Annotated in this window: 26 protein-coding genes and 1 tRNA gene; 12 read left to right on the top strand and 15 right to left on the bottom strand. The window is 66.4% G+C overall.

The annotated features are described in order from the left end of the window. Nucleotides 1-36: 36 nt before the first annotated feature. From RH91_RS11225 to cpdR, 8 genes are all read right to left on the bottom strand, one after another. Nucleotides 37-1,236, bottom strand: a complete 1,200-nt coding sequence (locus tag RH91_RS11225) for a UxaA family hydrolase (protein ID WP_010162845.1) — start codon at nt 1,234-1,236, stop codon at nt 37-39. Beyond that, nucleotides 1,233-1,529, bottom strand: coding sequence for a UxaA family hydrolase (locus RH91_RS11220; RefSeq protein ID WP_010162844.1), 297 nt, complete (start codon nt 1,527-1,529; stop codon nt 1,233-1,235). Before RH91_RS11220 ends, RH91_RS11225 begins: the two co-directional genes overlap by 4 nt. Continuing rightward, nucleotides 1,526-2,485 carry an aldo/keto reductase gene (locus tag RH91_RS11215; protein WP_029623789.1) on the bottom strand — a complete coding sequence of 320 codons (960 nt, stop codon included), beginning with the start codon at nt 2,483-2,485 and terminating at the stop codon, nt 1,526-1,528. The genes RH91_RS11220 and RH91_RS11215 overlap by 4 nt, the downstream gene beginning before the upstream one ends. Further along, nucleotides 2,482-3,726 (bottom strand): L-fucose:H+ symporter permease, encoded by a 1,245-nt coding sequence (fucP, locus tag RH91_RS11210; protein WP_010162842.1) that lies wholly within the window; start codon nt 3,724-3,726, stop codon nt 2,482-2,484. The genes RH91_RS11215 and fucP overlap by 4 nt, the downstream gene beginning before the upstream one ends. Beyond that, on the bottom strand, nt 3,723-5,351 hold the full coding sequence (locus RH91_RS11205; RefSeq protein ID WP_010162840.1) for an alpha-L-fucosidase: 1,629 nt from the start codon (nt 5,349-5,351) through the stop codon (nt 3,723-3,725). The genes fucP and RH91_RS11205 overlap by 4 nt, the downstream gene beginning before the upstream one ends. Further along, nucleotides 5,348-6,151, bottom strand: a complete 804-nt coding sequence (locus RH91_RS11200; RefSeq protein ID WP_010162839.1) for an SGNH/GDSL hydrolase family protein — start codon at nt 6,149-6,151, stop codon at nt 5,348-5,350. Before RH91_RS11200 ends, RH91_RS11205 begins: the two co-directional genes overlap by 4 nt. A gap of 193 nt (nt 6,152-6,344) precedes the next feature. Continuing rightward, nucleotides 6,345-6,419 (bottom strand) — tRNA-Val (locus RH91_RS11195). Between the two features lie 78 nt (nt 6,420-6,497). After that, the gene (gene cpdR / locus RH91_RS11190; protein ID WP_010162838.1) at nt 6,498-6,875 is read right to left on the bottom strand and encodes a cell cycle two-component system response regulator CpdR; all 378 of its coding nucleotides are present in this window, start codon (nt 6,873-6,875) and stop codon (nt 6,498-6,500) included. A 110-nt stretch (nt 6,876-6,985) separates the two neighbouring features. Between cpdR and RH91_RS11185 the strand changes: the two genes are divergently transcribed. Further along, nucleotides 6,986-7,840: an N-formylglutamate amidohydrolase gene (locus tag RH91_RS11185; RefSeq protein ID WP_010162837.1), complete on the top strand. Its 855-nt coding sequence runs from the start codon at nt 6,986-6,988 to the stop codon at nt 7,838-7,840. 228 nt (nt 7,841-8,068) lie between these two features. Here RH91_RS11185 and RH91_RS11180 read toward each other — a convergent pair whose 3' ends face one another. From RH91_RS11180 to RH91_RS23145, 4 genes are all read right to left on the bottom strand, one after another. Next, nucleotides 8,069-8,839 carry a SapC family protein gene (locus tag RH91_RS11180; protein ID WP_026046483.1) on the bottom strand — a complete coding sequence of 257 codons (771 nt, stop codon included), beginning with the start codon at nt 8,837-8,839 and terminating at the stop codon, nt 8,069-8,071. 58 nt (nt 8,840-8,897) lie between these two features. Beyond that, the gene (locus RH91_RS11175) at nt 8,898-10,361 is read right to left on the bottom strand and encodes an FAD-binding oxidoreductase (RefSeq protein ID WP_051116721.1); all 1,464 of its coding nucleotides are present in this window, start codon (nt 10,359-10,361) and stop codon (nt 8,898-8,900) included. A 109-nt stretch (nt 10,362-10,470) separates the two neighbouring features. Next, the gene (locus tag RH91_RS11170) at nt 10,471-11,280 is read right to left on the bottom strand and encodes a hypothetical protein (RefSeq protein WP_010162834.1); all 810 of its coding nucleotides are present in this window, start codon (nt 11,278-11,280) and stop codon (nt 10,471-10,473) included. A 231-nt stretch (nt 11,281-11,511) separates the two neighbouring features. After that, nucleotides 11,512-12,051: a hypothetical protein gene (locus tag RH91_RS23145; protein WP_157136907.1), complete on the bottom strand. Its 540-nt coding sequence runs from the start codon at nt 12,049-12,051 to the stop codon at nt 11,512-11,514. 60 nt (nt 12,052-12,111) lie between these two features. On the opposite strand from RH91_RS23145, the gene RH91_RS23140 reads away from it, so the two are divergent. The 7 genes from RH91_RS23140 to RH91_RS11145 all read left to right on the top strand — a co-directional run bounded on the left by RH91_RS23140 (nt 12,112) and on the right by RH91_RS11145 (nt 16,716). Next, the gene (locus RH91_RS23140) at nt 12,112-12,276 is read left to right on the top strand and encodes a hypothetical protein (protein WP_157136906.1); all 165 of its coding nucleotides are present in this window, start codon (nt 12,112-12,114) and stop codon (nt 12,274-12,276) included. A 12-nt stretch (nt 12,277-12,288) separates the two neighbouring features. After that, complete coding sequence (locus tag RH91_RS23135; protein WP_157136905.1) at nt 12,289-12,483, top strand: hypothetical protein; 195 nt, start codon at nt 12,289-12,291, stop codon at nt 12,481-12,483. 281 nt (nt 12,484-12,764) lie between these two features. After that, nucleotides 12,765-13,565 (top strand): uroporphyrinogen-III C-methyltransferase, encoded by an 801-nt coding sequence (gene cobA / locus RH91_RS11165; RefSeq protein WP_010162833.1) that lies wholly within the window; start codon nt 12,765-12,767, stop codon nt 13,563-13,565. Next, nucleotides 13,562-13,858: a DUF2849 domain-containing protein gene (locus RH91_RS11160; protein ID WP_010162832.1), complete on the top strand. Its 297-nt coding sequence runs from the start codon at nt 13,562-13,564 to the stop codon at nt 13,856-13,858. The genes cobA and RH91_RS11160 overlap by 4 nt, the downstream gene beginning before the upstream one ends. A gap of 66 nt (nt 13,859-13,924) precedes the next feature. Continuing rightward, complete coding sequence (locus RH91_RS11155; protein ID WP_010162831.1) at nt 13,925-15,556, top strand: nitrite/sulfite reductase; 1,632 nt, start codon at nt 13,925-13,927, stop codon at nt 15,554-15,556. Continuing rightward, on the top strand, nt 15,549-15,968 hold the full coding sequence (locus RH91_RS11150) for a DUF934 domain-containing protein (protein WP_010162830.1): 420 nt from the start codon (nt 15,549-15,551) through the stop codon (nt 15,966-15,968). Before RH91_RS11155 ends, RH91_RS11150 begins: the two co-directional genes overlap by 8 nt. Further along, entirely contained in the window at nt 15,961-16,716 is a 756-nt protein-coding gene (locus RH91_RS11145; RefSeq protein WP_010162828.1) for a phosphoadenylyl-sulfate reductase, read from the top strand. Before RH91_RS11150 ends, RH91_RS11145 begins: the two co-directional genes overlap by 8 nt. A gap of 164 nt (nt 16,717-16,880) precedes the next feature. Here RH91_RS11145 and RH91_RS11140 read toward each other — a convergent pair whose 3' ends face one another. Then, nucleotides 16,881-18,374: a replicative DNA helicase gene (locus RH91_RS11140; protein WP_029623787.1), complete on the bottom strand. Its 1,494-nt coding sequence runs from the start codon at nt 18,372-18,374 to the stop codon at nt 16,881-16,883. 330 nt (nt 18,375-18,704) lie between these two features. On the opposite strand from RH91_RS11140, the gene RH91_RS11135 reads away from it, so the two are divergent. Genes RH91_RS11135 through RH91_RS11125 form a run of 3 tightly spaced genes read left to right on the top strand, consistent with a single transcriptional unit; the run spans nt 18,705 to nt 20,369 of the window. Further along, on the top strand, nt 18,705-19,187 hold the full coding sequence (locus tag RH91_RS11135; protein ID WP_010162826.1) for a UPF0262 family protein: 483 nt from the start codon (nt 18,705-18,707) through the stop codon (nt 19,185-19,187). Nucleotides 19,188-19,203: 16 nt separating this feature from the next. Next, the gene (locus tag RH91_RS11130) at nt 19,204-19,893 is read left to right on the top strand and encodes a GH25 family lysozyme (RefSeq protein WP_232283481.1); all 690 of its coding nucleotides are present in this window, start codon (nt 19,204-19,206) and stop codon (nt 19,891-19,893) included. 11 nt (nt 19,894-19,904) lie between these two features. Further along, nucleotides 19,905-20,369 (top strand): cytidine deaminase, encoded by a 465-nt coding sequence (locus tag RH91_RS11125; protein WP_029623785.1) that lies wholly within the window; start codon nt 19,905-19,907, stop codon nt 20,367-20,369. Here the strand turns inward: RH91_RS11125 and RH91_RS11120 are convergent. Then, the gene (locus RH91_RS11120; RefSeq protein WP_010162823.1) at nt 20,366-21,028 is read right to left on the bottom strand and encodes a hypothetical protein; all 663 of its coding nucleotides are present in this window, start codon (nt 21,026-21,028) and stop codon (nt 20,366-20,368) included. The genes RH91_RS11125 and RH91_RS11120 overlap by 4 nt on opposite strands. A 136-nt stretch (nt 21,029-21,164) precedes the next feature. Between RH91_RS11120 and dcd the strand changes: the two genes are divergently transcribed. Further along, a complete protein-coding gene (dcd, locus tag RH91_RS11115; RefSeq protein WP_010162822.1) occupies nt 21,165-21,719 on the top strand; it encodes a dCTP deaminase in 555 nt (184 codons plus the stop codon). Between the two features lie 434 nt (nt 21,720-22,153). Here dcd and RH91_RS11110 read toward each other — a convergent pair whose 3' ends face one another. After that, nucleotides 22,154-22,582: an ExbD/TolR family protein gene (locus RH91_RS11110; RefSeq protein ID WP_010162821.1), complete on the bottom strand. Its 429-nt coding sequence runs from the start codon at nt 22,580-22,582 to the stop codon at nt 22,154-22,156. Nucleotides 22,583-22,608: the final 26 nt, after the last annotated feature.

Genomic DNA, 22,608 nt, shown 5'->3' with positions numbered 1-22,608 from the left:
GGCATCGCTTCGGTGATGCCGTCCGGGCGGGTTTTTTTATGCGGCGCGGCGCGGGAGGCAGGCGGGGCCGACGGGCTCGAACTGCTTGTAGGTCAGGATGAACTCGCGGTGCCCGAGTTCCTCCGACACGCTCCGCGCGCCCTGCGCGACCGCGACCATCCGCGCGTAGATCTCGTCGCTGACCTCGGCGAGCGTCGCCTCGCCGTCGAGGATCCGCCCGGCGTTGACGTCCATGTCGCCCGCCAGCTTGCGCGCGGTCTCGGGATTGGCGCAGATCTTGAGGACGGGCGAGATCGCCGAACCGACGACCGACCCGCGCCCGGTGGTGAACAAGGTGAGATGCGCCCCGCACGCGATCAGCTCGACGATCTCGGCATTGTCGGAGATGTTGGGGAAGCCGAAGCGCGGCTCTCCGTCCGGAACGACGTCGAGCATGTACAGCCCGGGCGAAGGGGGCACGTCGCCCGGCTTGACGATCCCCGAGATCAGCGAGCTGCCCGACTTGGAATAGGCCCCCATCGACTTCTCTTCCTGCGTCGTCAGCCCGCCCTCGGCATTGCCCGGCGCGAAGCTGCCGAAGCCGAGCACGGTATAATACTGCTCGGCCTTGCGGACGCTGGCGATCAGTTCCGCGCCGAGTTCGGGGGTCAGCGCGCGGTCGGCCATGATGTTCTCGCAACCGACCAGTTCGCCCGTCTCCTCGAAGATGCAGGTCGCGCCCTCGGCGACGAGCCGGTCGAACACGCCGCCGACCGCGGGATTGGCGGTGATCCCGCTGGTCCCGTCCGACCCGCCGCAGATCGTGCCGACGATCAGCTCGCTGACCGCCATCGGCACGCGTGGCCCCGCGTCGGCGATCGCCTTGACGCGCGCGACCGCGTCGAGCCCCGCCGCGATCGTCGCCGCGGTGCCGCCGGTCTGCTGGATCACCAGCGTCTCGACCGGTCGTCCGCTTGCCGCGACGGCGGCGGCCAGCCCCTCGCGGTTGAAGCTCTCGCACCCGAGCGACACGATCACCAGGGCGCCGACATTGGGGTGCGTCGCGATCGCCTTCATCACCGTGTCGGCATAGCTGTTGGGAAAACAGCCGGGAAAGCCGATCAGATGGACGTCGGGATCATCGACCTTGTCGACGATGCGCCGCGCGACATGGTGCGCGCATTCGACGAGATAGGCGACCGCGATGACGTTGCGGATCCCCTTGCGGCCATCGGCACGGCCCCAGGCTGAAATCATGATGTGCTCCGTTCGAGCGTGTCGCGCAGGTGCATCGCGATATAGTCGCTCTTCATATTGTGCAGGTGGACGTGATCGCCGCGTACCGCGGGCGCGGTCATCGAGCCGATCGGGGCGCCGTATTTGATCACCGTATCGCCGGTGGCGAGCGCGTGTCGGGCGATCTTGTGACCGACCTCGATCGGCACCGCCATGCGGATGGGCGCACCGTCGATCGCGACCGTATCCCCGACCGCCAGCGCAGTGGTGACGACGAGGATCGTGTCGTTCGGATGCAGTAGCAGCGCGCTCATGCGACGGGCTCGGACACACCCAATGCGTCCCATAGCGCATCGGGGATCGGCCACGCGGCGTAGCGGAGCGTGTCCGCGACCTGCGCCGCCCCGACCAGGCCCGGGATCACGCAGGCGACCGAGGGGTCGCGCAGCAGATAGTGCAGCGCGGCGGCGGGCAGCGGCACGGCGAACGTCGCGCAGATGCGCTCGAGTTCCGCGACCCGCGCGACGATCGCGGGCGGCGGCGGTGCGTAGTTGAAGTGGCTGGCGGCGCGACTGCCCTCGACGAGGATGCCGCTGTTATATGGTCCCCCGATCACGAGTTGCGTGCCCGTCGCGCGGCACCGGTCGATCAGCCCCCCCGCGCCCTGTTCGAGCAGGGTATGCCGCCCGGCGAGCAGGATGACGTCGAGCGCGACGCGGTCGAGCAGGTCGTGGCACACCGCGACTTCGTTGACGCCAAGCCCGATACCGCCGATCTCGCCCGCCTCGCGCAACCGCCACAGCGCGGGATAGCCGCCTGCGACGAAATCGGCCATGTGCCGTGCGGCTTCGCTCCCATGCGTCACCGTGCCGAGATCGTGCACGAACACCAGGTCGATCCGGTCACGCCGCAGCCGCGCGCGGCTGGCCTCGACGCTGCGCAACACGCCGTCGTGCGTATAATCGAACACCGGCTCCAGCGCGGGCGCGGCGACGAAGCCGTGCCGCTCGACGGCGGCGTCTGCGGTCGGTTCGAGCAGGCGGCCGACCTTGGTCGAGACGAGCGCGCGTCCGTGCGGATCGTGCGTCGCGAGTGCTTCGCCGAGCCGCGTCTCCGCTAGCCCGAAGCCGTAATGCGGTGCCACGTCGAAATAGCCGATCCCCGCCGCCAGCGCCGCCGCGACGGTCTCGTCCGCCACGCGGTCATCAACCGCGCGATACAGGTTGCCGATCCCGGCGCACCCCATGCCAAGCGTTGGCAACGCGATCATGCCGGCTTCCGCGCGCTGAACAGGCCGAACAGCAGCACGACGAGGAAACACGCCGCGGGCACGACCATCGCGCGCAGGATCGACCCGGTCGCGTCGGAGACCAGCCCCATCCCCGCGGTGAACACCGCGCCGCCGATGATCGCCATAACGAGCAACGCCGACCCCGCCTTGGTCCGCGCGCCGAGGCCATCGACCGTTTCGGCGAAGATCGTCGGGTACATGATCGACATGAAGAAGCTGCTCGCGACCAGCGCCACCACCCCCGCCATGCCACCGATCGTCGCGGCGAACAGACAGCACGCGCACGCCGCCGCCGCAAAGGCCGAGAGCAACGGGAGCGGCCGGATCCGGCCCATCAGCCCCGCGCCGACGAACCGCCCGACCATGAACACGACCAGCGACAGCGTGAGATACCCCGCCGCCTCGGTCGCGCGCGTCCCCGGAAGCGCGACTTCAGTGTAGCGGATCATGAAGCTCCACACCCCGACCTGCGCGCCGACATAGAAGAATTGCGTGACAACCCCGGCAAGGAAGCGCGGCATCCGCAACAAGGCGGCGAAATCTCCCGTTGCGCCGACTCCCCCGGTCCCATCTTCCCCGTTACGGTCGGGCTCGGTCACGGCTGGCGGGAATGGCGCGAGGAAGATCAGCAACGCCCAGAACAATACGCCGAGGCCGATCACGAGATACGGGATCTGCACGGCCGCCGCCTGCGTCGCGCGATCGAGCGTGGCGGGCGAATCCGACAAGATGAACGCGCGGCCGATCAGCACGCCGCCGATCGACCCTAGCGGGTTGAACGCTTGCGCGAAGTTGAGGCGGCGCGACGCGGTCTCGGAACTGCCGAGGCGCGCGATCAACGGATTGGCCGAGGTTTCGAGAAAGGCGAGTCCGCTGGCGATGACGAACAAGGCGGCAAGGAACCCCGGATAGCTCAGCGCCCCCGCCGCCGGCCAGAACAGCAGCGCGCCGACGCCGTACAGGCCAAGCCCGAGCAGCACCGCGGCGCGATAGCCATACGCGCGCATGAACAGCGCCGCGGGGATCGCAAGACAGAAATAGCCGAGATAGAAGGCCGATTGCACCAGCCCCGCGCCGAAATCGCCAAGGCTGAACAGCCCTTTGAAATGCGTGATCAGCACATCGTTGAGGTTGTTCGCCGCGCCCCACAGGAAGAACAACGCGACGATCAGCACGCGCGGTACGATCCGCGCAGTGCGGGAGGGCGGCGCTGCGGTCATACCAGCCCGCGTCCGTCGAGCCGGATCACCGGCACGAACCCCCCGTCGGGCTTGCGCGGCAAATCGAAATGCGTGCCCGTGGCGTCCTGCCGATGCGGCACCGGCCCGCCGCCGAGCAGGGTCGCGCGCTCGATCACGCCCGCAAGCCGCCCGCGCGCGAGCGATGCGACCGAAGCGGTTCCGCTCGGCCAGCCAAGGAACAGGACATACAGCGCCCCCTTGTTGGTGGTGAAGCGGACGTCGCGCGGCGTGAAGGTCCCCGCGTCGGCTTCATTCTGCATCCCCGGGGTCAATCGGGTAGGCCCCTCCCCGTAGCGCCGCCACGGTCGCGAGCCAAAGATCGCCTCGTCGTTGATCGCGGTCCATTCGCCCAGCCGGTCGAGGATTCGTTCCTCCTCGCCGTCGATCGCGCCGTGCCCCGGTTGCGGGACCGAGAGCAGCAGGTTGCCGTTCTTCGACACGACGTCGGCGAGCCGCTGGACGACCTGCTCGGCGGTCTTGTAGCTTTTGTCGTTCAGCCGCGCGACGTTGTAAAACCAGTCGCCGAGGCACGTGTCGGTCTGCCACGGCTCGTCCCAGATATGATCGGTAAAGCCGCGCTCGACATCCTGCACGACGCCGAAACGCTCGTGCGGCTTGAGCTGCTTGGCGAACAAAGCGACGTCGATCTTGCCCGACCATTGGATCGAGCGGTTATAATAGTCCGCCGCCGCGGCAAGCCCGACCGAGCCGAACGGCAGCCCGTAATCGTCGAAATAGACGAGGTCCGGCTTGTACTTGGCGACGAGGTCGGTCTGGCGGAGCAGCCAGCGCGTGACATAGGCGGGATCGTCGGTCGGGCCGGTCTCGATCCATTGGCCATCGTGCGTGTCGTGCCACGCTTCCATGCCCGCGATCGTGTCGATCCCGTCGGGCATGACGGCGTGGCCGCCGGTGTAAAGCTCGCGCGGATCGAGCCCGTCCCACCACTGCCCCTTGCCGTCGGCCTCGCGCAGCCGGAACGCGTCGTAGCGCTCGCCGCGCTTCGGCCCGGTCGGATCATAGCCGTAGGCGGTCTGGTACCAGTGCCAGCTGTGCGCCGAATGGTTCGACACGCCGAACTTCAGCCCCGCCGCGCGCGCCGCCTTTTCCCACGTGCCGACCACGTCGCGCTTCGGGCCGACGCGGAGCGAATTCCACGCGTGGTAGCGGCTGTCGTAGCAATCGAGATTGTCGTGATGATTGGCGAGCGCCATGAAATAGCGCGCGCCGACCTTCTTGTAGCGCGCGACCAGCGCCGCGGGATCCCAGCGGTCCGCGGTCCACAGGTTCTGGATGTCCTTCATTCCCGTAACCGTCGGGTGACCGTAGGTCTTGCGGTGATGCTCGTACATCGGATGCCCCTGCATATACAGGAAGCGACCGTACCAATCGCCTTGCTCGGGCACCGATTGCGGCCCCCAATGCGCCCATAGCCCGAGCTTGGCGTCGCGAAACCAGTCGGGATAGCGGTAGTTGGAAACGAGCGACGGCCAGTTCGGCTCGACCGGACCGCGCGCGAGTCCCATCGGGCTTTGCGCGAGCGCCGCGCGCGCCATCGGCAGCGCGGCCATGCCGGCGAGGACCGAGCGGCGGGTCAGGCTCATTTTGCGAGCGTCCGCGCGATCGCGGCAAGCGCGAGCGGCCGCATCACCGCATAGCCCTGTGGCGTCGGATGGACGCCGTCGCTGCTGAGGCCCGGCTTCATCGCGCCCTCGGGGGTCGCGAGCGCGGCGAAATAGTCGACATAACCAAAGCCGTTCGCCTTCGCATAGCCACGCAGCCACGCATTCATCGCGGCGATCTGCGGCACAGGGCGCTTGCCCGGACTCCACGGAAACGCGGCGGCGGGCGGGATCGAGGCGATGACGACACGGATACCGTGCGCGCGCGCCAGTTCCGCCATGCTCGCGATGTTGCCCTTGACCGTCTCGATCGTCGCCGCACCCGTGTTGCCCGCGATGTCGTTGGTGCCCGCCATGATATGCACCGCGCGCGGCTTGAGCGCGATCACATCGGCGCGGAACCGCGCGAGCATTTGCGGCGTGGTCTGCCCGCTGATCCCGCGATCGACCACGCCGTTGCTGAACAGGTTCGCATCGGCGTGGATCCAGTTGTCGGTGATCGAATCGCCCATGAAGACGACCCGCACCGTCTGCCCGCTCGCCGCGAGCACGCGGTTGGCCTCCGCATAGCGACAGAGTTGTCCGAAATCGCGGGTCAGCATGTGCAATTTCCAGACGTCCCAGCCGGGTCCATCGGTCGGGTCTGGATGCTGTGGACACGGGTTTTCGACGATCCCGACCGGATCGCCCGCATGGGGATCGCCCGGAATGGTGGTCTGCGCGTACGCCGCGCCGGGGGCCAGTGCCACGAGCACCGGAAGCAACCACGATCGGTGGGCCATGCGTCATCCTCTCCATGTTCGGGCTCGGCAACGCTTGGACGCGACTACACGGCGATCGATTACCTGTGCAGTCATAAAGCCGGAATTCATATACGAACAGGGGGAAGATACCGCGCGGGCTAACGCCGAAGCCGGCCCGACCGTCAGGAGACGCAAAAAAGCCCGCCAACGCGGTGCGCTGACGGGCCTTTAATGGTGGGCGTGGCAAGGATTGAACTTGCGACCCCTGCGATGTCAACACAGTGCTCTACCACTGAGCTACACGCCCACTTCGCCGCGGCGGTGCCGGGCGAGGGGTGGCCTTTAGCGAAGGCTATTCCCCCGCGCAAGCACCTCTTGCGCGAATTCAGAAATTTCCGCCGACCCGCTCGAGTTCGAACATCCGGTCCACCTCGAGCACGAGGTCGCGCAGATGGAACGGCTTGGACAGGACCCGCGCCTGCGGCATCGACTTGCCCGCCTTGAGCGTCACCGCGGCAAAGCCGGTGATGAACATCACGCGCAGGTCGGGTGCCATTTCGCTCGCCTTTTGCGCGAGTTCGATCCCGTCCATCTCGGGCATTACGATATCGGTGAGGAGCAAGTCGAAACGCTCCTCCTCGAGCAGCGGAATCGCCGCAGTCCCGCGGTCGACCGCCGCAACCGAATAGCCCGAGCGCTCCAGCGCGCGCGTCAGATACTCGCGCATCACGCGATCGTCTTCCGCTAACAAGATCCGAATCATGCCATTAATGCCCTGGCGGGCAAAACCACCCGCATTTGCGGTATTGTATGCGCGAAGGCCTTAAGATTTTCCAGCCGCTACGGGTCGGATGCATGCTACCATCGGCGGAGATGAGCCCCGCCCCGCCCCCGTTCGACCATTATGGCGACGCCGTCCCGCGCAGCCCGGTGATCCTGTCGGTGCCGCACGCCGGGCGCGAGTATCCGCCGGCGCTGCTCGCGGCGCTGCGCGTGCCGCTGGCCGCCGCGACGGTGCTGGAGGATCGCCACGTCGACGCCCTCGCCTTCGCCGCACGGGGGGACGAGACGCTGCTGGTCCAGCGCCGGGCGCGCGCGTGGATCGACCTCAACCGCAGCGAGCAGGAACGCGACCCCGCGATCGACGAGGGTGCGCGCGCGATCGCGCTGCCGGCGCCCTCGGCAAAGGTGCGCGGCGGGCTCGGGCTGGTGCCAAGGCGGGTCAATGGCGCGGGCGAACTGTGGCGGCGGCGCTTCACGGCGCGCGAGATCGAGGCGCGGATCGTCGACGATCACCGCCCCTATCATGCCGCGCTCGCCGCGGCGCTCCAGGCGGCGCGCGGGCGGTTCGGCGTGGCGGTCCTGCTCGATATCCATTCGATGCCGAGCCTCGGCCCGGGCGGCCCCCGGATCGTGATCGGCGACCGCCTCGGGCGGAGTGCGGATTCGCGCTTCGTCGACGCGGTCGAGCGGATTGTCCGCGACGCGGCCATCCCGGTCGCGCGCAACACGCCTTACGCGGGCGCGCACATCCTCGACACGCATGCGCGCGGGGGCACGGTCCACGCGATTCAGCTCGAATTCGACCGGGGGCTGTATCTCGATCCTGCCGGGGATCTACCGGGGGACGGACTCGCCCGCATCGCCACGATCCTTCGGGACGTCATCGCTACGCTCGCCCGCGAAGCGACCGGCTGGCGCGGCCAGACCGCGATCGCTGCCGAATAACCAAAAAAAAACCACCGCGTGCAGAACACGCGGTGGCCAAGGTTCAGGGAGGAGACACTCCCGAAGGAGCGTCGCGCGGCCCCGCGAAAGGGGGGAACACGAAACCGCGTAACAGCGATATAGGTAGGCGGTTTTCGCGGTTCAAGGGATTAATTTACTGCCGCATCGGCCCATTTGTGCGGTTTTTGACCGTCCCCGGCCCGCGCGGCAGGCCGGGGAAAGCGCGGATCAGTTGATCAGCTGCGGCGCGGGCACCTTGCCCAGCTTGACCTGGCGATCGAAGATCTGCGGCAGCGTGGTCAGCGAGAACAGGTGCGCGTAGACGAGCGGCAGGAGACCCGACTTCTGGATCTTGCGCAGCTGGTCCCCGCGCAGGTCGTTGAGCTTTTCCTCGTTGACGATCTGGAAGCCGCGATAGACGAACGGCTGGTCGTTGCCCGCCATGTTGAGCGTGAACTCGCCGTCCATCAGCAGGTCCAGCTCGCGCAGCTCGGTCATGAAATTGGCGGTGCGCGCGCCGGCCTGCTCGAACTGCTCGTTGAAGCCGAGGATGTTCTGGACGAGTTCGGTGGGCTTCCCCTCGGCGAACAGCGGCTCGCCCTGCTCGAACGCGCCGATCGTCTCGCTGGTCGGGTCGAAGCACAGCGACAGCTCCTGCGCATCGGGGCGAAGCCGCGCGAGCATGAACGGATAGCGGCGGATGTACGCGGGGACGTAGACCTTGTCCTCGATCAGCTTGCCGTCGTCGCCGACGAATACGTTGACGCCCTCGTTGAGCCCCATCAGCGCGATCGGGATCGAATCCGCCCCCGTGGTGAAGACGATCGGCAGCCACGGCTGCGCCGCGACGAATTCGTCGACGGTCACCGGAATGGCATGCTGGTTGACGAGGAACGGTGCCGAATCCCCCGCGGCAAAGCGGAAGTTGGCATGCGTCTCGCTCGAAAGCGGCTCGAGCGCATTGTAGAACAGGGGAAGGGCTTGCGGCGCGCTGGCCATGGTCGTCTCCATCGGTGAAAGTAGCGCGCAGGTCCCCCACGCCTTACGGACGCCGGCTCTATGGCGCGCGCGGCTTTTCCGCAAGAGCGAGGAGCTTGCCGGGATTCATCAGCCCCTGCGGATCGAGCCCCGCCTTGATCGCGCGGAGCGCCGCGAGCCGTGCGGGCGAGGACAAGCGCTCGAGTTCGTCGCGCTTCATCTGGCCGATGCCGTGCTCGGCTGAAATCGACCCGCCCGCTGCGACGACCAGATCATAGACCATCCGGCTCGCGGGCGCGCCGACCTCCGCGCGCCAGCGTTCCGCGGCGGCTGGATCGTGCTGCAGTCCGGCGGGCGCGTTGACGTGGAAATGGACGTTGCCGTCGCCGAGATGCCCGAAGCCCGTCGCATGGACCCCGGGATAGGCCGCCTCCACCGCCGCGGCGGCATCGACCATGAAGTCGGGCATCGCCTCGACCGCGACCGAAATGTCGTGCGCGATCGTCGGGCCTTCGGCGCGCTCGGCCTCCGAAATCGAATCGCGCAGCCGCCAGAAGGCGCTCGCCTGCGCCTCGCTCGCCGCGACCACCGCGTCGCGTGCCAGTCCACCCGACAGCGCCGTTCCCAGCGCCGCCTCGAGCAGGTCGCGCGCGGGGGCCTGCCCCGGCCCGGTCGCGTAATCGATCAGCACCAGCCATGGATGCCGCCCCGCCAGCGGCGCGCGCGTGCCCGGGATATGCTTGAGCACCAGATCGAGGATCCCGCCCGGGACCAGCTCGAAACTTTCGATCGCGTCGCCCGAGCGCGCCTCGAGCGACCGCAGGAGCGCCAGCGCCGCCCGTGGACTGTCGACCGCGATCCACCCGGTCGCGCGATCCGCCGCGATCGGCACGAGCCGCAGTGTCGCCGCGGTCACCACGCCGAGCGTCCCCTCCGCGCCGACCAGCAACTGCGTCAAATCATAGCCGCGATTGTCCTTCTTGAGCGCCGACAGACCGTCCTGGATTTGCCCGTCGGGCAGCACGATCTCGAGACCCGCGACGAGCGACCGCATCGTCCCGAACCGCAGCACCTGCGTGCCCCCCGCGTTGGTCGAGACCAGCCCGCCGACGGTCGCGCTCCCGCGCGCGCCGAGCGTCAGCGGGAAACGCATCCCCTGCGCTTCCGCCGCATCGTGCAGGTCGGCGAGGATCACCCCCGCCTCAGCGACCGCAAGACCCGCGTCCGCGTCGATCCGGCGCATCCGGTTCATCCGCCGCAGCGACAGGATCAGCGCCGAACCGTCCGCAGGGGGCGTCGCGCCGCCGACCATCGAGGTATTCCCGCCCTGCGGCACCAGCGGCACGCCCTGTTCGCCCGCGAGCCGCACGATCGTCGCGACGCCTGTGGTGCTGTCGGGCGACAGGATCGCCGCGCTCGCGCCGTGATAACGCTTGCGCCAATCCTCGAGCCACGGCGCAATGTCGGTGGGATCGGTCGTCACCGCCTTCGGCCCCAACAGGGCGCGGACGGAGTCGATCAGGCGGGTCTGGGCTGGGGTCATCGTCACGCGCTTCGTTTAGGCGCGATCCGGCGCAAGGGGAATTGGCTAGCGTCGGCAAAACACGGGGCGATCCTGTGCGACGCCATCGTCGCACAGGATCGCTGCGCCATTACATCGGCGGGGTCAGGCCATCCTTGCCCATCGCGACGAACTTGGCGCCCGGGGCATCGGCGGTCTTAACGATGAAGACCTTCTGCCCCTTGGCCAGCATCGACCGCTGGGTCGGTTCGAACCGCACGATCGGCGTACCGGCGGGGACGAGCACCTTAGCGGTACCGCCCTTGTAGCCGATCGTCAGGCTGGTCTCGCCCGCGGTGCCGGCGGTGGAGCTGACCGTGCCGTTGGTCATCCCGCTCTGTTCCTGGACGGTGCCGTTGGTCATTCCGCTCGCGTTCTGGCCGCTCGCGTTCTGGCGGCTTTGCTGCCGAACTGTACCGTTGGTCATCCCGCTCTGATTCTGGCCGCTCTGCTGCTGAACGGTGCCGTTGGTCATCCCGCTCGCGCCGCCGCCACCATTGCCCCCGCTCGCGGCGACCACGCCGGGAACGTCCCAGCCATAATGGCCCTCGCCCGATCCGCGCATCGCCTCGGGGAAGATCACCAGTTCGACCGCCCGCAACGCGCTGTCCGGCCCGGACGTCGCGGTGCCGATGAAGTCGCCGGTCTTGAGCGTCGAGAGGTTCGAGCCGACGACCCAGGCGAAACCGGTCTTGCCGTCGATCGGAACGGTGGTGGTCTTGCCGTCATAGCCCTGGATCGTCACGGCATTGGTATCGACCGACTGAACCACGCCGCGCACCCGCGTCGCCGCCGGGGCCGCGCTGGTCGTCGTCGCGGCGGTGTCGGTCGCGGTCTTGGTCCCGCAGCCGGCGAGCAAAGTCGTCGCTCCGGCGAGCAGCACCAGTGTCTTGTTGATCATCGGGTCGGATCCTTGGCAAATCGAAGGGACGCAAGCGCACTCCATACGAGGACCGCGCCCGGCCGGTGGAAGGACTGCAACACGCCGCGCAGACGCGCAGTGCGCGCCCGTTCGTCCGTCTTCCCGGGCCACCCCCAGCATTTTGGTAACGCGCGATTTTGATAAAACGTTGCGTTCCTCTGCGGACACGTCACCCCGCGCCCCAGAAGCTGCCGTCATGCTGAACTTGTTTCAGCATCCACCGTGCAACGGGCATCGTCCGGACTCGTGGAGGGCTGGATCCTGAAACGAGTTCAGGATGACGGACGGTTTTGCGGCGGTTTCGCGCAGGCGCAACCTCGGCAAGAACGTGACCGCAGACTTGATCGCCACCCCGCGCCCCAAAGAGCTGCCGTCATGCTGAACGTGTTTCAGCATCCACCGCGCAACGGGAATCGCCGGGACTTGTTGAGCGCTGGATCCTGAAACGAGTTCAGGATGACGGACGGTTTTGAGGCGGTCACGCGAAGGCAGAACCTCGGCAAGAACGTGATCGCAGAATTGATCGCCACCCCGCCCCCAAGAGCTGCCGTCATGCTGAACGTGTTTCAGCATCCACTGCGCAACGGGAATCGCCGGGACTCGTGGAGGGCTGGATCCTGAAACGAGTTCAGGATGACGGACGGTTTTGCGGCGGTCTCGCGCAGGCGCAACCTCGGCAAGAACGTGATCGCAGAATTGATCGCCACCCCGCCCCCAAGAGCTGCCGTCATGCTGAACGTGTTTCAGCATCCACTGCGCAACGGGAATCGCCGGGACTCGTGGAGGGCTGGATCCTGAAACGAGTTCAGGATGACGGACGGTTTTGCGGCGGTCTCGCGCAGGCGCAACCTCGGCAAGAACGTGATCGCAGAATTGATCGCCACCCCGCCCCCAAGAGCTGCCGTCATGCTGAACGTGTTTCAGCATCCACCGCGCAACGGGAATCACCGGGACTTGTTGAGCGCTGGATCCTGAAACGAGTTCAGGATGACGGACGGTTTTGCGGCGGTTTCGCGCAGGCGCGAGCTCGGCAAGAACGTGACCGCAGACTTGATCGCCACCCCGCGCCCCAAGAGCTGCCGTCATGCTGAACGTGTTTCAGCATCCACCGCGCAACGGGAATCGCCGGGACTTGTTGAGGGCTGGATCCTGAAACAAGTTCAGGATGACGGACGGTTTTGAGGCGGTCACGCGAAGGCAGGACCTCGGCAAGAACGTGATCGAAGAATTGATCGCCACCGCGCAACAGGCATAGTCGGGACCCGTGGAGGGCTGGATCCTGAAACGAGTTCAGGATGACGGACGGTTTTGCGGCGGTCTCCATAAAGCGGTCCCAGCCCCAGCCCCTGCCCCAGCCCCCGTCCCCGCCGCCCCTACCCCCGCCACCTCAACAAAAGATTGCCTACCTCGCCCCAAAGCATCCTTGAATTGCCGTTCGTGCTGGTCCAGCCCATCTGACAGCGATGGCAACTCTCCTCGATCCCACCGCCCGCGGGCGAGTCATCCTTGTCGGCGCGGGCCCGGGCGACCCGGGCCTGCTCACCGTCCGCGCGGTCGAGGCGCTCAAGCTGGCGGATGTCGTCGTCCATGACGGGCTGATCGACCCGCGCGTGCTCGATCTCGCCCCCGCCCATGCCCAGCGCATCTCGGTCGCCAAGAAGCGCGCGCGCCACACGTTGCCGCAGGAGGCGATCAACGCGCTGATCATCGCGCATGTGAAGACCGGCAGCGTCGTCGTGCGGTTGAAGGGCGGCGATCCGTTCATCTTCGGCCGCGGCGGCGAAGAGGTCGAGGAAGTGCGTGCGGCGGGCCTGCCGGTCGAGGTCATCCCCGGCGTATCGGCGGCGCTCGGTTGCGCGGCGGAAGCGATGCTCCCCCTCACCCACCGGGACTATTCGAGCGCGGTCAGCTTCGTCGCGGGCCAGTGCAAGGGGCTGACCGACCAGGACTGGTCGGGGCTCGCGGGCAAGGGCCGGACCTTGGTGATCTACATGGGGATCGCGACCGCATCGGACATTGCCGACAAGCTGATGCGTGATGGCGTCGCCCCGGAAATGCCGGTCGCGGTGCTCGAGCGCGGAACACTTGTCGGGCATCGCGCGATCAAGACGCTGCTTGCCGACCTCGGTCCGATGGTCGCGCGCGAGCAGGTCGCGTCGCCCGCGATCATCATCGTCGGCGAGGTCGTCGACCTGTCCGACGCGGAAGACAAATTGGGGTCCTGGGCGCGCATCGCCGGGACATTGGCGGAGACTGTCGCGTGAAATTGCTGACCGGAAACGATTTGCCGACGGGCGATGTGATCTGGTGGACCGGCAACGGCTGGTCGCGCCATATCGAGGATGCGGGCGACGTCACCGACCAGGGTGAGAGCATCGCGCGCGCGCAGGAAGGCGCGCAGCGCGTGACCGGCCCCTATGTGATCGACGCGACCGTGACGCCCGAAGGCCCCCGCCCCGCGCACATCAAGGACCGCGTCCGCGCGCTCGGCCCGACGGTTCGCCCTGACCTGACGCTCAAGCCTGCCGACCCGAATGCGGGGAGTTGGGTGATATGATCCTTGATCCCACGTCTTCGCGCCGTTGCGTGAAAACCCCTTCTGCGATCCTGCCCGGAATTGCCCATGTATAAATATGACCAGTACGACCAGTCGATCGTCGACTCGCGCGTCGAGGAATTTCGCGACCAGGTGAAGCGCCGCCTCGCGGGGCAGATCACCGAGGACCAGTTCAAGCCGCTCCGGCTGATGAACGGCCTGTATCTCCAGCTGCACGCCTATATGCTGCGCGTCGCCATCCCCTATGGCACGCTCGACGGCCGCCAGATGCGGATGCTCGGGCACATCGCGCGCAAATATGATCGCGGCTACGGCCATTTCACCACGCGGCAGAACATCCAGTATAACTGGATCAAGCTGTCCGAGGCGCCCGACATCCTCGCCGAGCTGGCGACGGTCGAGATGCATGCGATCCAGACCAGCGGCAATTGCATCCGCAACATTTCGTCCGACCAGTTCGCCGGTGCCGCGGCCGACGAAGTCGCGGATCCGCGCATCTGGGCCGAATTGCTCCGCCAGTGGAGCACCTTCCACCCCGAGTTCAGCTATCTGCCGCGCAAGTTCAAAATCGCGGTGATCGCGGCGAACGAGGACCGCGCGGCGATGCGGCTCCACGACATCGGCATCCAGCTGGTGGAGCGGGACGGTGTCCTCGGCGGGCGAATCTTCGTCGGTGGCGGCATGGGCCGCACCCCGATGATCGCGCCCGAGATCAAGGACTTCATCACCGCCGACGACCTGCTGAGCTATGTCGAGGCGTGCCTTCGCGTCTACAATCGCTACGGCCGCCGCGACAATATCTACAAGGCGCGGATCAAGATCCTGATCCACGAACTCGGCGCGGACGAATATCGCCGCCAGGTCGAGGAGGAATTTGCGCACGTAAAATCGCTCGGGCTCGATCCGCCCAAGGCCGAGTTCGACCGCATCACCGAGATGTTCGCGCCCCCCGCGTTCGTCGCGGTCGGTCCGCAGGCCGATACCGCACCCAACCCCGCGTTCGACGCATGGCGCGCGCAGAATACGGTCGCGCACAAGCAGCCCGGCTATGCGATCGTGACGATCAGCTTGAAGCCCACCGGCGGCATCCCCGGCGATGCGTCGGCCGAGCAGATCGACGTCATGGCAGATCTGGCAGAACGGTTCAGTTTCAATGAGTTGCGCGTGACCCATGCGCAGAACATCGTCCTGCCGCACGTCGCCGCAAGCGACCTTCACCATGTTTGGAGCGCGCTCGATGCGGCAGGCCTCGCGCCTGCCAACGTCGACCTGATCAGCGACATCATCGCCTGCCCCGGCCTCGATTACTGCAGCCTCGCCAACGCCCGCTCGATTCCCGTCGCGCAGAAGATCGCCACCCGCTTCGCCGACCCCGAACGCCAGCGCGACCTCGGCGAGCTGAAGCTCAAGATCAGCGGGTGCATCAACGCCTGCGGCCACCACCATGCGGGCCACATCGGCATCCTCGGCGTCGACAAGAAGGGCACCGAAAACTACCAGCTCCTCCTCGGCGGCTCGGGCGCGGAGGACGCGAGTCTCGCGCGGATCACCGGCCCCGGCTTCAGCGAAGACGGCATCGTCGACGCGGTCGAGACCGTGACCAACGTCTATCTCGACAAGCGGGAAGCGGGCGAACGCTTCCTAGATACCTACCGCCGGCTCGGCATGGATCCGTTCAAGGAAGCGCTTTATGGATAAGTCCGCCATCTCGATGGGCTCCGACGAGCCAGCGGTCACGCTCGACGCGTTCCTCGAGGACCAGACCAACGCCACCGCGGTCCGCCTCGAAGCGGGCGAAGATGCGCGCGCGCTGCTCCCGCATCTCGACCGGATCGCGCTGGTCGAGATCAGCTTCCCGAGCTTCCGCGACGGCCGCGGCTATTCCGCTGCCCGCATCCTGCGCGAGGCGGGCTACACGGGCGAACTGCGCGCGCAGGGCGACGTGCTGGTTGACCAGATGCTGTTCATGAAGCGCTGCGGCTTCGACAGCTTCGCGCCCGAGGCCGAGATCGATGCAGCAACGCTCGACGCGGCGCTGACCCGCTACGATCATGTCTACCAGAAAGCCGCCGACGGTCAGGTCCCGGTGTGGAAGCTCCGGCATGGCTAGCAGCGCACACAAACTAGACCTGATCGACGTCGCCCCCTTCTCGCCCGCCGATGCGGCGGCACTGGAGGCGCGTTTCGCGGGCGTCGGCACGGGCGACCTGCTCGGCGAGATGCTGACCGGCGAGTTGAAGGGCCGCGTCGCCGCGGTATCGTCGTTCGGGGCGGAGAGCGCGGTGCTGCTCCACCTGATCGCGCAGGTCGATCGCGATATCCCGGTCATCTTCCTCAACACGCAAAAGATCTTCGGAGAAACGCTGGCCTATCGCGACCAGTTGTCGGAGATGCTCGGTTTCACCGACCTGCGCGTATTCCGCCCCGACCCGCACCGGCTCGCAGCGAAGGACGCGACGGGCCTACGCTGGAACTACGATCCGGACGGCTGCTGCGACCTGCGCAAGGTCGAACCGCTGCGCCGTGCGCTCGCGCCGTTCGATTCGTGGATCTCGGGGCGCAAGGGGTTCCAGGCGGGCACCCGCATCACGATGCCGCGGTTCGAGGAAGACGAGGGCCGGTTGAAGATCAACCCGCTCGCCGACTGGGACAAGACTCGGCTCGACGCCTATTTCGCCGACCACAAACTCCCGCGCCACCCGCTCGAGGCGCAGGGTTACCCGTCGATCGGGTGCGCGCCGTGCACATCGAAGGTCCAGCCGGGCGAGGACCCGCGTGCGGGGCGCTGGCGCGGGTGGGACAAGGTCGAGTGTGGGATCCACGTCCCCGAAAAGCCGGGCGAGGAACCGGTTTTCTGAACGTCTGCCGCTTCGTCTATTAGCCCTTCCCCGGCGAAGGCCGGGGCCCAGGAGTGGCCGTGCCGAAGCAGTCGCTGCACTAACCAACACCAACCATCGCTACTGGGCCCCGGCCTTCGCCGGGGAAGCGGAAGGGCTAGGGAAACGCTGCGACCGTTCGCCCCTCAATACCCGACGTAATCGCTGAACCGAGTCACGCTCGGCTCGAACTTCAGGATCACCTTGCCGGTCGCGCCGTGACGCTGCTTGGCGACGATCAGCTCGGCGAGCCCGAACACGCGCTCCATCTCGAGCGCCCATTGCGCGTGATCCTCGAACACCTTGGGGTTGTCCCCCTCGACCGGACGCTTGGGCTCGCGCGAAGCAACGTAATAATCCTCGCGGAACACGAAGAACACGATGTCGGCATCCTGCTCGATCGATCCCGATTCGCGCAGATCCGACAGCATCGGTCGCTTGTCCTCGCGGCTTTCGACCGCGCGGCTGAGCTGGGACAGCGCCATCACAGGCACGTTCATGTCCTTGGCGAGCGTCTTCAACCCGCGGGAGATTTCGGAAATCTCCTGCACGCGGTTGCCTTCGGAACTCTTGCCCGAGCCGGTCAGCAGCTGGAGGTAATCGACCACCACCAGCCCGATCTCGTTATTGTGCCGGCGCTGCAACCGCCGCATCCGGGTATGGAGCGCGGCGATCGTCAAACCGGCCGTATCGTCGATGAACAGCGGCAGGTTCTCCAGATCCGCCGCCGCGGCCGCGAGCTGGTTGAACTCGTTGCGGCTGATCTTGCCCATGCGCAACGCTTCCGAACTGATCCGCGCCTGCTCGGATAGGATACGGGTCGCCAACTGGTCGGCGGACATTTCCAGGCTAAAGAACGCGACCTTGGCGCCGACCGACTCGCTTGGCTTGATCCCGTCCTGCATGTCGCGCATCCAGCGCGCGGCCGCGTTGAACGCGATGTTGGTCGCAAGCGAGGTCTTGCCCATGCCGGGACGCCCGGCGAGGATCATGAGATCGCTGTGATGCATGCCGCCGATCTTGGCGTTGACGCTGTCGAGCCCGGTGGTGATGCCCGAAAGACCGCCGCCGCTGTTGAGCGCCTTCTCGGCATTCTTGACCGCAAGCGTCGTCGCCTGCGCGAACGACTTGATCGCGCTTTCGCTACCGCCGTCGGCGGCAACCTTGAACAGCTCCTCTTCCGCCGCTTCGATCTGCGCGCGCGGATTGACCTCCTCCGACGTGTCCATGGCACGCTCGACCAGCCCGCGCCCGACCGTCACCAGGGTCCGCAGCATCGCCAGATCATAAATCTGCTGCGCGAATTGCCGCGCGCCGATCAGCCCCGCACCGCTCCCGGTCAACTGCGCGAGATAGGCGGGGCCGCCAAGCTCCTTCATCCCCGCGTCCTGTTCGAACATCGGGCGGAGAGTCACCGGGGACGCGAGCATGTCGTTCCCGCGCAGCAATCGGATCGCGCTGAAAATGCGGCCGTGGAGCGGCTCGAAGAAATGCTCGGGCTGGAGCTTGTCGATGAGATCGTCGGCAAGCCGATTGTCAATCATCATTGCGCCGAGCATCGCTGCCTCGGCTTCGACGTTCTGCGGCAGGGAAACGGCTTCGGGAACAGCGGGGGGTGGGGATGCAAATGCGGTGGCCATGCGCGCGGTTTGGACCTGTCGGCCCGTCGGCTCAAGCCCGTTGCGCCGGACCGCTTGGCGCGCCTGTGGATAAGTCCGGGGATAAGCGCGGAAGAAACCTGTAGCCCGCGTGGATAAGGCCGGGGCAACTTCGGCATAACGCGGGGATAACCCGTGGATGAGGTGTTGGTGTCCCGTGGATAAGCTGTGGGAAAGCCCGGGACAGGTTGTGGATAAGTCTGTGGAGAAGCTGAGGACAAGTCCGGCAGACGCTAATCGGCGTGCCCGTCGTGCGGCCACCGGTGCTGGAATGCGTTGATTCCCCCTGCCCTTCCCCTCTACGGCTAGCGCATGGCCGATCCGCGCATCATTGCCGTTACGCTCGACGAACGCACGATCCTGTGGCGCTCCGCCGATATCGAGCAGGAACGGCGGATCGCGATCTTCGACCTGATCGAGGGCAACCATTTCGCGCCGCAGCGCGCCTATCCCGATGGCTATGCCGGGCCCTATCGAATCGGGCTCGCGGTGGAGGAAGGCAGACTTGCGATCGCGATCCATCGCGATGACGATACGCTGCTGGAAACCTACGTCCTGGGGATGGGGCGCTTCCGCCGTCCGATCAAAGATTACTTTGCAATTTGCGATAGTTACTACCAGGCGATACGCAATGCGACGCCCGCGCAGATCGAAACGGTGGACATGGCGCGCCGCGGCATCCACAATGAGGCAGCAGAATTGCTGCGCGAGCGGCTGGCCGGCAAGATCGAAATCGATTTCGACACCGCCCGACGCCTCTTCACGCTGATATGCGTCCTCCACATCAAAGCATAATCCAGGGGTAAATTCGTTGACCGTTCGCCGTTTGGGCAGACTGGTCGCTCTGTTCGCAAGTGTCGTCGCGGCGCTCGGGCTGGCGGCGATCGTGGCATGGGTGGTCGCCATGAGCTGGAAACCCGGCGCGCCGTACACCTTCCAAGGTGTTGATATGTCGGGCGTCGACGGGGCCGTCGACTGGTGGGCCGTCAAGCGCAGCGGCGCGGACTTCGTCTATCTGCGCGCGACGGTCGACGCCGACCGGCGCGATACGCGTTTCGAGGAGAATTGGGCGAAGATCGCCGAGACCGGGATGCGGCGCGGCGCGCTCCACCACTACTCGCTGTGCAAGAGCGCGGTGGACCAGGCCAACAATTTCAACACGACCGTGCCACGGACCGACGACGCACTCCCCGCCGCCGTCGAACTCGCCTTCACGCCCGACTGCACCGCTCGGCCCGAAACCGGAGCCATGCTGGAGGGGTTGCGGCGCTATCTCGACATGGTCGAGGCGCACACCGGCAAGCCCGTGCTGCTCAAGGTCACACGGCCGTTCGATACGGCTTACGGCGTGACGGCGGCGATCCCGCGCTCGGTCTGGGCAGTGCAGGACTATTTCACGCCTGACTATCCGGCACGGCCGTGGCGGATGTGGCAGGCGAATGCCGCCTTGCATGTCGAGGGGGTGGAGAAACCGGTGCATTGGGATGTGGTGCGACCATGAAGGGAAATGGAATGACCGAGTCGGCAATCGGACTCAGCCTGATCGCAGCTGCGCGGGTGGCTGCGCGCAACGCACATGCGCCCTACTCGCGGTTCGCCGTCGGGGCGGCGGTGTTGCTCGACGATGGCGCGATCGTCACCGCCGCCAACTTCGAGAATGCGAGCTATGGTTTGTCGCTTTGTGCCGAAACCGTCGCGCTCGCGATGGTGAGCAGCGCGGGCAACCTCGCGCGGGTCGTCGCGGTCGGGGTGATCGGCGGCGCGATGGACACGACTGGTGCACCAACCGGAACCGCGCCGGTAGGACCGTGCGGGCGGTGCCGCCAGGTCATCAACGAAGCGGCGCAGATCGGCGGTCACGACGTGATCATATGGTGTGGGGCCGCCGAGGGTGACGCAGTGGAACGCTACCGGTTGTCCGAGCTGCTCCCACACGCCTTCGGTCCCAAGGATCTCGGGCTCGGTCCGGTCCGTTAGCGCTTCGCCGGGGAGAACAGCGCGTCAACGTTGCCGCCGTCGGCGCGCAGACGTTCAACGACCCGCTTTCGGCCATGATAATAGATCAGGGCGGGATGCGACACATGACGCGTTTCGAGCGCCGCTGCCGCCTCGTCGGTAAGGCTGCCGTCCCCTGCCACGACGTCGCAATAGCCTTCGCGCAGCCATGACGGATACCGCACGTCGGCGAACAGCCCATAACGCGCGCGAATCAACCCGTGCGTGCGTTCGTGCGCAATGATGCCCGAAAGCGTTCGCGTTCCACCGATTGCGGCGGCGGTATACACCTGGTCGCGCGCCGGATTGCTGCGGTTGACGACGATCGCCTCGCTGATCGGACGCGTGAAGGCGAACGCACCCGGTGTCTGAAACGCGAGGATGTGCCAGCGCCAGCCCCCATCGGTCAGGAAGATCCGCCGGCCATAGTGCGGCGACGAGATGGCACTCCGCCGCAGCAGCCCGTCGGCGCGCGCCAGAAGCTGTGGCATCGTGCCGGGCAGCGGCGTCTCGGAATACAGAATCGTGTCGCCGATCCGCTGCCGGTGCGGAAACGCCAGGACCTCCGGAGCGAAGGTGACCGTTCCCGCCAGAACCAGCGCCAAGCCCGCAGCCAGATGCACCCATTGCGTACGTTTCATCGCAAGTCCCCGCCGAACTGGCATGCCAGGGTATCGGTCCCTCGGGGGGATCACAACAGCACGCCCTTGCCCCTGCGGCTGTTTCCGGCGAAACGGCGGGGCGGTCGTCGCGCCGTCACACAGGAGAAGCCTTCGCATGTCGATCATGTCCGACCGCTGGATCCGCGAGCAGGCGCTCGCGCACGGAATGATCGAGCCCTTCGTCGACGGCCAGAAGCGCGATGGCTGCATCTCCTATGGCCTGTCGTCTTACGGCTATGACGCGCGCGTGTCGGACGAGTTCAAGGTCTTCACCAACATCGACAGCGTCATCGTCGATCCGAAGGACTTCGCTTCGAACAGCTTCGTCGATCGCAAGACCGATTGCTGCATCATCCCGCCCAACAGCTTCGCGCTGGCCCGGACGGTGGAATATTTCCGCGTCCCGCGCGACGTGCTGGTGATCTGCCTCGGCAAATCGACCTATGCCCGCTGCGGGATCATCGTGAACGTGACGCCGCTCGAGCCCGGCTGGGAGGGGCATGTCACGCTGGAATTCTCCAACACGACGCCGCTTCCGGCCAAGATCTACGCCAATGAGGGCGCGTGTCAGTTCCTGTTTCTCGAGGGCAACGAGCCTTGCGAGACAAGCTACGCCGATCGCGCGGGCAAATATATGGGCCAGCGCGGGGTGACTTTGCCACGGCTGTAAGCCGTATTCTCGCTGCGACCATCGGGTCGGGAACGCGGGTTTGCGGCCAGAACATAAGCTCCCCTTGCAAGGGGGACTCCGTCGCGCCGGTCAAGGTAGCAAGGGGCGGTCGCGGACATTCCTGTATCGTGTTGCTGAGCACGTACCTGCACGAGCGATGCGTCCCGGGGGGGTAATGCCGATCCTCGGAGAACCCTACGCTTTGCGCCCGCTGTGCGTCAGGCTGCGCTGACCTGGCCCTCATACGGCAGGCCCACCCCCCACTATCGTGAAGAGCCCGCCCGCTTCCGTTTGGCAGTATCGTCGTCGTGTCCGGCCCTGACAGCCCGGTGCAATGCATTGCGCGGTCCTCTGTCGACCGTCCGGTGCCCCAAGACAAAAAAAGGGCGGCCCCGAAGGACCGCCCGATTTGCGTACCGAACCCTGAAGACAGATCAGAATTCGCCGCGATACTGTTCGTTGCCGATGAAGCCGAGCTTCGAGACGTTCGACCGCTTGATGATCGCAAGGACCTGATCGACCTTCTCGTACCGTGCCGCCGGATCCGGCTGGAAGTGCAGTTCCGGCTCGGGGTTGAGCTGCGTCGTCTGCGTCAGATACTGCTGCAGCGTCGCACCGTCCGTCGGGGCACCGTTCCAGAGAACCACGCCGTCGGGCGTGATGACGATCTTGTTCTTCTGCGGGTCGATCTGCGGCTTCACCTGGTTCGGGTCATTGATCGGCAGATCGACCTTCACCGCGTGCGTCTGGATCGGGATCGTGATGATGAACATGATGAGCAGCACGAGCATGACGTCGATCAACGGCGTCGTGTTCATGTCCATCATGGGCTCGCCTTCGGCGCCGCCTGCACTGATTGCCATGCTTATTACTCCTCGGTGCTAGCGCA

This window comes from Sphingomonas sp. PAMC 26617, assembly GCF_000242835.1.
In the GTDB taxonomy this organism is placed as follows: Bacteria; Pseudomonadota; Alphaproteobacteria; order Sphingomonadales; family Sphingomonadaceae; genus Sphingomonas.
The sequence above is the reverse complement of the archived record's forward strand: the minus strand, read 5'-3'. Positions and strand labels throughout refer to the sequence as shown.

Excerpts from the sequence above, each read along its gene's own strand:
- RH91_RS11225 (WP_010162845.1), bottom strand. The coding sequence starts at position 1,236 with ATGATTTCAGCCTGGGGCCGTGCCGATGGCCGCAAGGGGATCCGCAAC.
- RH91_RS11220 (WP_010162844.1), bottom strand. The coding sequence starts at position 1,529 with ATGAGCGCGCTGCTACTGCATCCGAACGACACGATCCTCGTCGTCACC.
- RH91_RS11215 (WP_029623789.1), bottom strand. The coding sequence starts at position 2,485 with ATGATCGCGTTGCCAACGCTTGGCATGGGGTGCGCCGGGATCGGCAAC.
- fucP (WP_010162842.1), bottom strand. The coding sequence starts at position 3,726 with ATGACCGCAGCGCCGCCCTCCCGCACTGCGCGGATCGTACCGCGCGTG.
- RH91_RS11205 (WP_010162840.1), bottom strand. The coding sequence starts at position 5,351 with ATGAGCCTGACCCGCCGCTCGGTCCTCGCCGGCATGGCCGCGCTGCCG.
- RH91_RS11200 (WP_010162839.1), bottom strand. The coding sequence starts at position 6,151 with ATGGCCCACCGATCGTGGTTGCTTCCGGTGCTCGTGGCACTGGCCCCC.
- cpdR (WP_010162838.1), bottom strand. The coding sequence starts at position 6,875 with ATGATTCGGATCTTGTTAGCGGAAGACGATCGCGTGATGCGCGAGTAT.
- RH91_RS11185 (WP_010162837.1), top strand. The coding sequence starts at position 6,986 with ATGAGCCCCGCCCCGCCCCCGTTCGACCATTATGGCGACGCCGTCCCG.
- RH91_RS11180 (WP_026046483.1), bottom strand. The coding sequence starts at position 8,839 with ATGGCCAGCGCGCCGCAAGCCCTTCCCCTGTTCTACAATGCGCTCGAG.
- RH91_RS11175 (WP_051116721.1), bottom strand. The coding sequence starts at position 10,361 with ATGACCCCAGCCCAGACCCGCCTGATCGACTCCGTCCGCGCCCTGTTG.
- RH91_RS11170 (WP_010162834.1), bottom strand. The coding sequence starts at position 11,280 with ATGATCAACAAGACACTGGTGCTGCTCGCCGGAGCGACGACTTTGCTC.
- RH91_RS23145 (WP_157136907.1), bottom strand. The coding sequence starts at position 12,051 with ATGCTGAAACACGTTCAGCATGACGGCAGCTCTTGGGGGCGGGGTGGC.
- RH91_RS23140 (WP_157136906.1), top strand. The coding sequence starts at position 12,112 with ATGACGGACGGTTTTGCGGCGGTCTCGCGCAGGCGCAACCTCGGCAAG.
- RH91_RS23135 (WP_157136905.1), top strand. The coding sequence starts at position 12,289 with ATGACGGACGGTTTTGCGGCGGTTTCGCGCAGGCGCGAGCTCGGCAAG.
- cobA (WP_010162833.1), top strand. The coding sequence starts at position 12,765 with ATGGCAACTCTCCTCGATCCCACCGCCCGCGGGCGAGTCATCCTTGTC.
- RH91_RS11155 (WP_010162831.1), top strand. The coding sequence starts at position 13,925 with ATGTATAAATATGACCAGTACGACCAGTCGATCGTCGACTCGCGCGTC.
- RH91_RS11150 (WP_010162830.1), top strand. The coding sequence starts at position 15,549 with ATGGATAAGTCCGCCATCTCGATGGGCTCCGACGAGCCAGCGGTCACG.
- RH91_RS11145 (WP_010162828.1), top strand. The coding sequence starts at position 15,961 with ATGGCTAGCAGCGCACACAAACTAGACCTGATCGACGTCGCCCCCTTC.
- RH91_RS11140 (WP_029623787.1), bottom strand. The coding sequence starts at position 18,374 with ATGGCCACCGCATTTGCATCCCCACCCCCCGCTGTTCCCGAAGCCGTT.
- RH91_RS11135 (WP_010162826.1), top strand. The coding sequence starts at position 18,705 with ATGGCCGATCCGCGCATCATTGCCGTTACGCTCGACGAACGCACGATC.
- RH91_RS11125 (WP_029623785.1), top strand. The coding sequence starts at position 19,905 with ATGACCGAGTCGGCAATCGGACTCAGCCTGATCGCAGCTGCGCGGGTG.
- RH91_RS11120 (WP_010162823.1), bottom strand. The coding sequence starts at position 21,028 with ATGAAACGTACGCAATGGGTGCATCTGGCTGCGGGCTTGGCGCTGGTT.
- dcd (WP_010162822.1), top strand. The coding sequence starts at position 21,165 with ATGTCGATCATGTCCGACCGCTGGATCCGCGAGCAGGCGCTCGCGCAC.
- RH91_RS11110 (WP_010162821.1), bottom strand. The coding sequence starts at position 22,582 with ATGGCAATCAGTGCAGGCGGCGCCGAAGGCGAGCCCATGATGGACATG.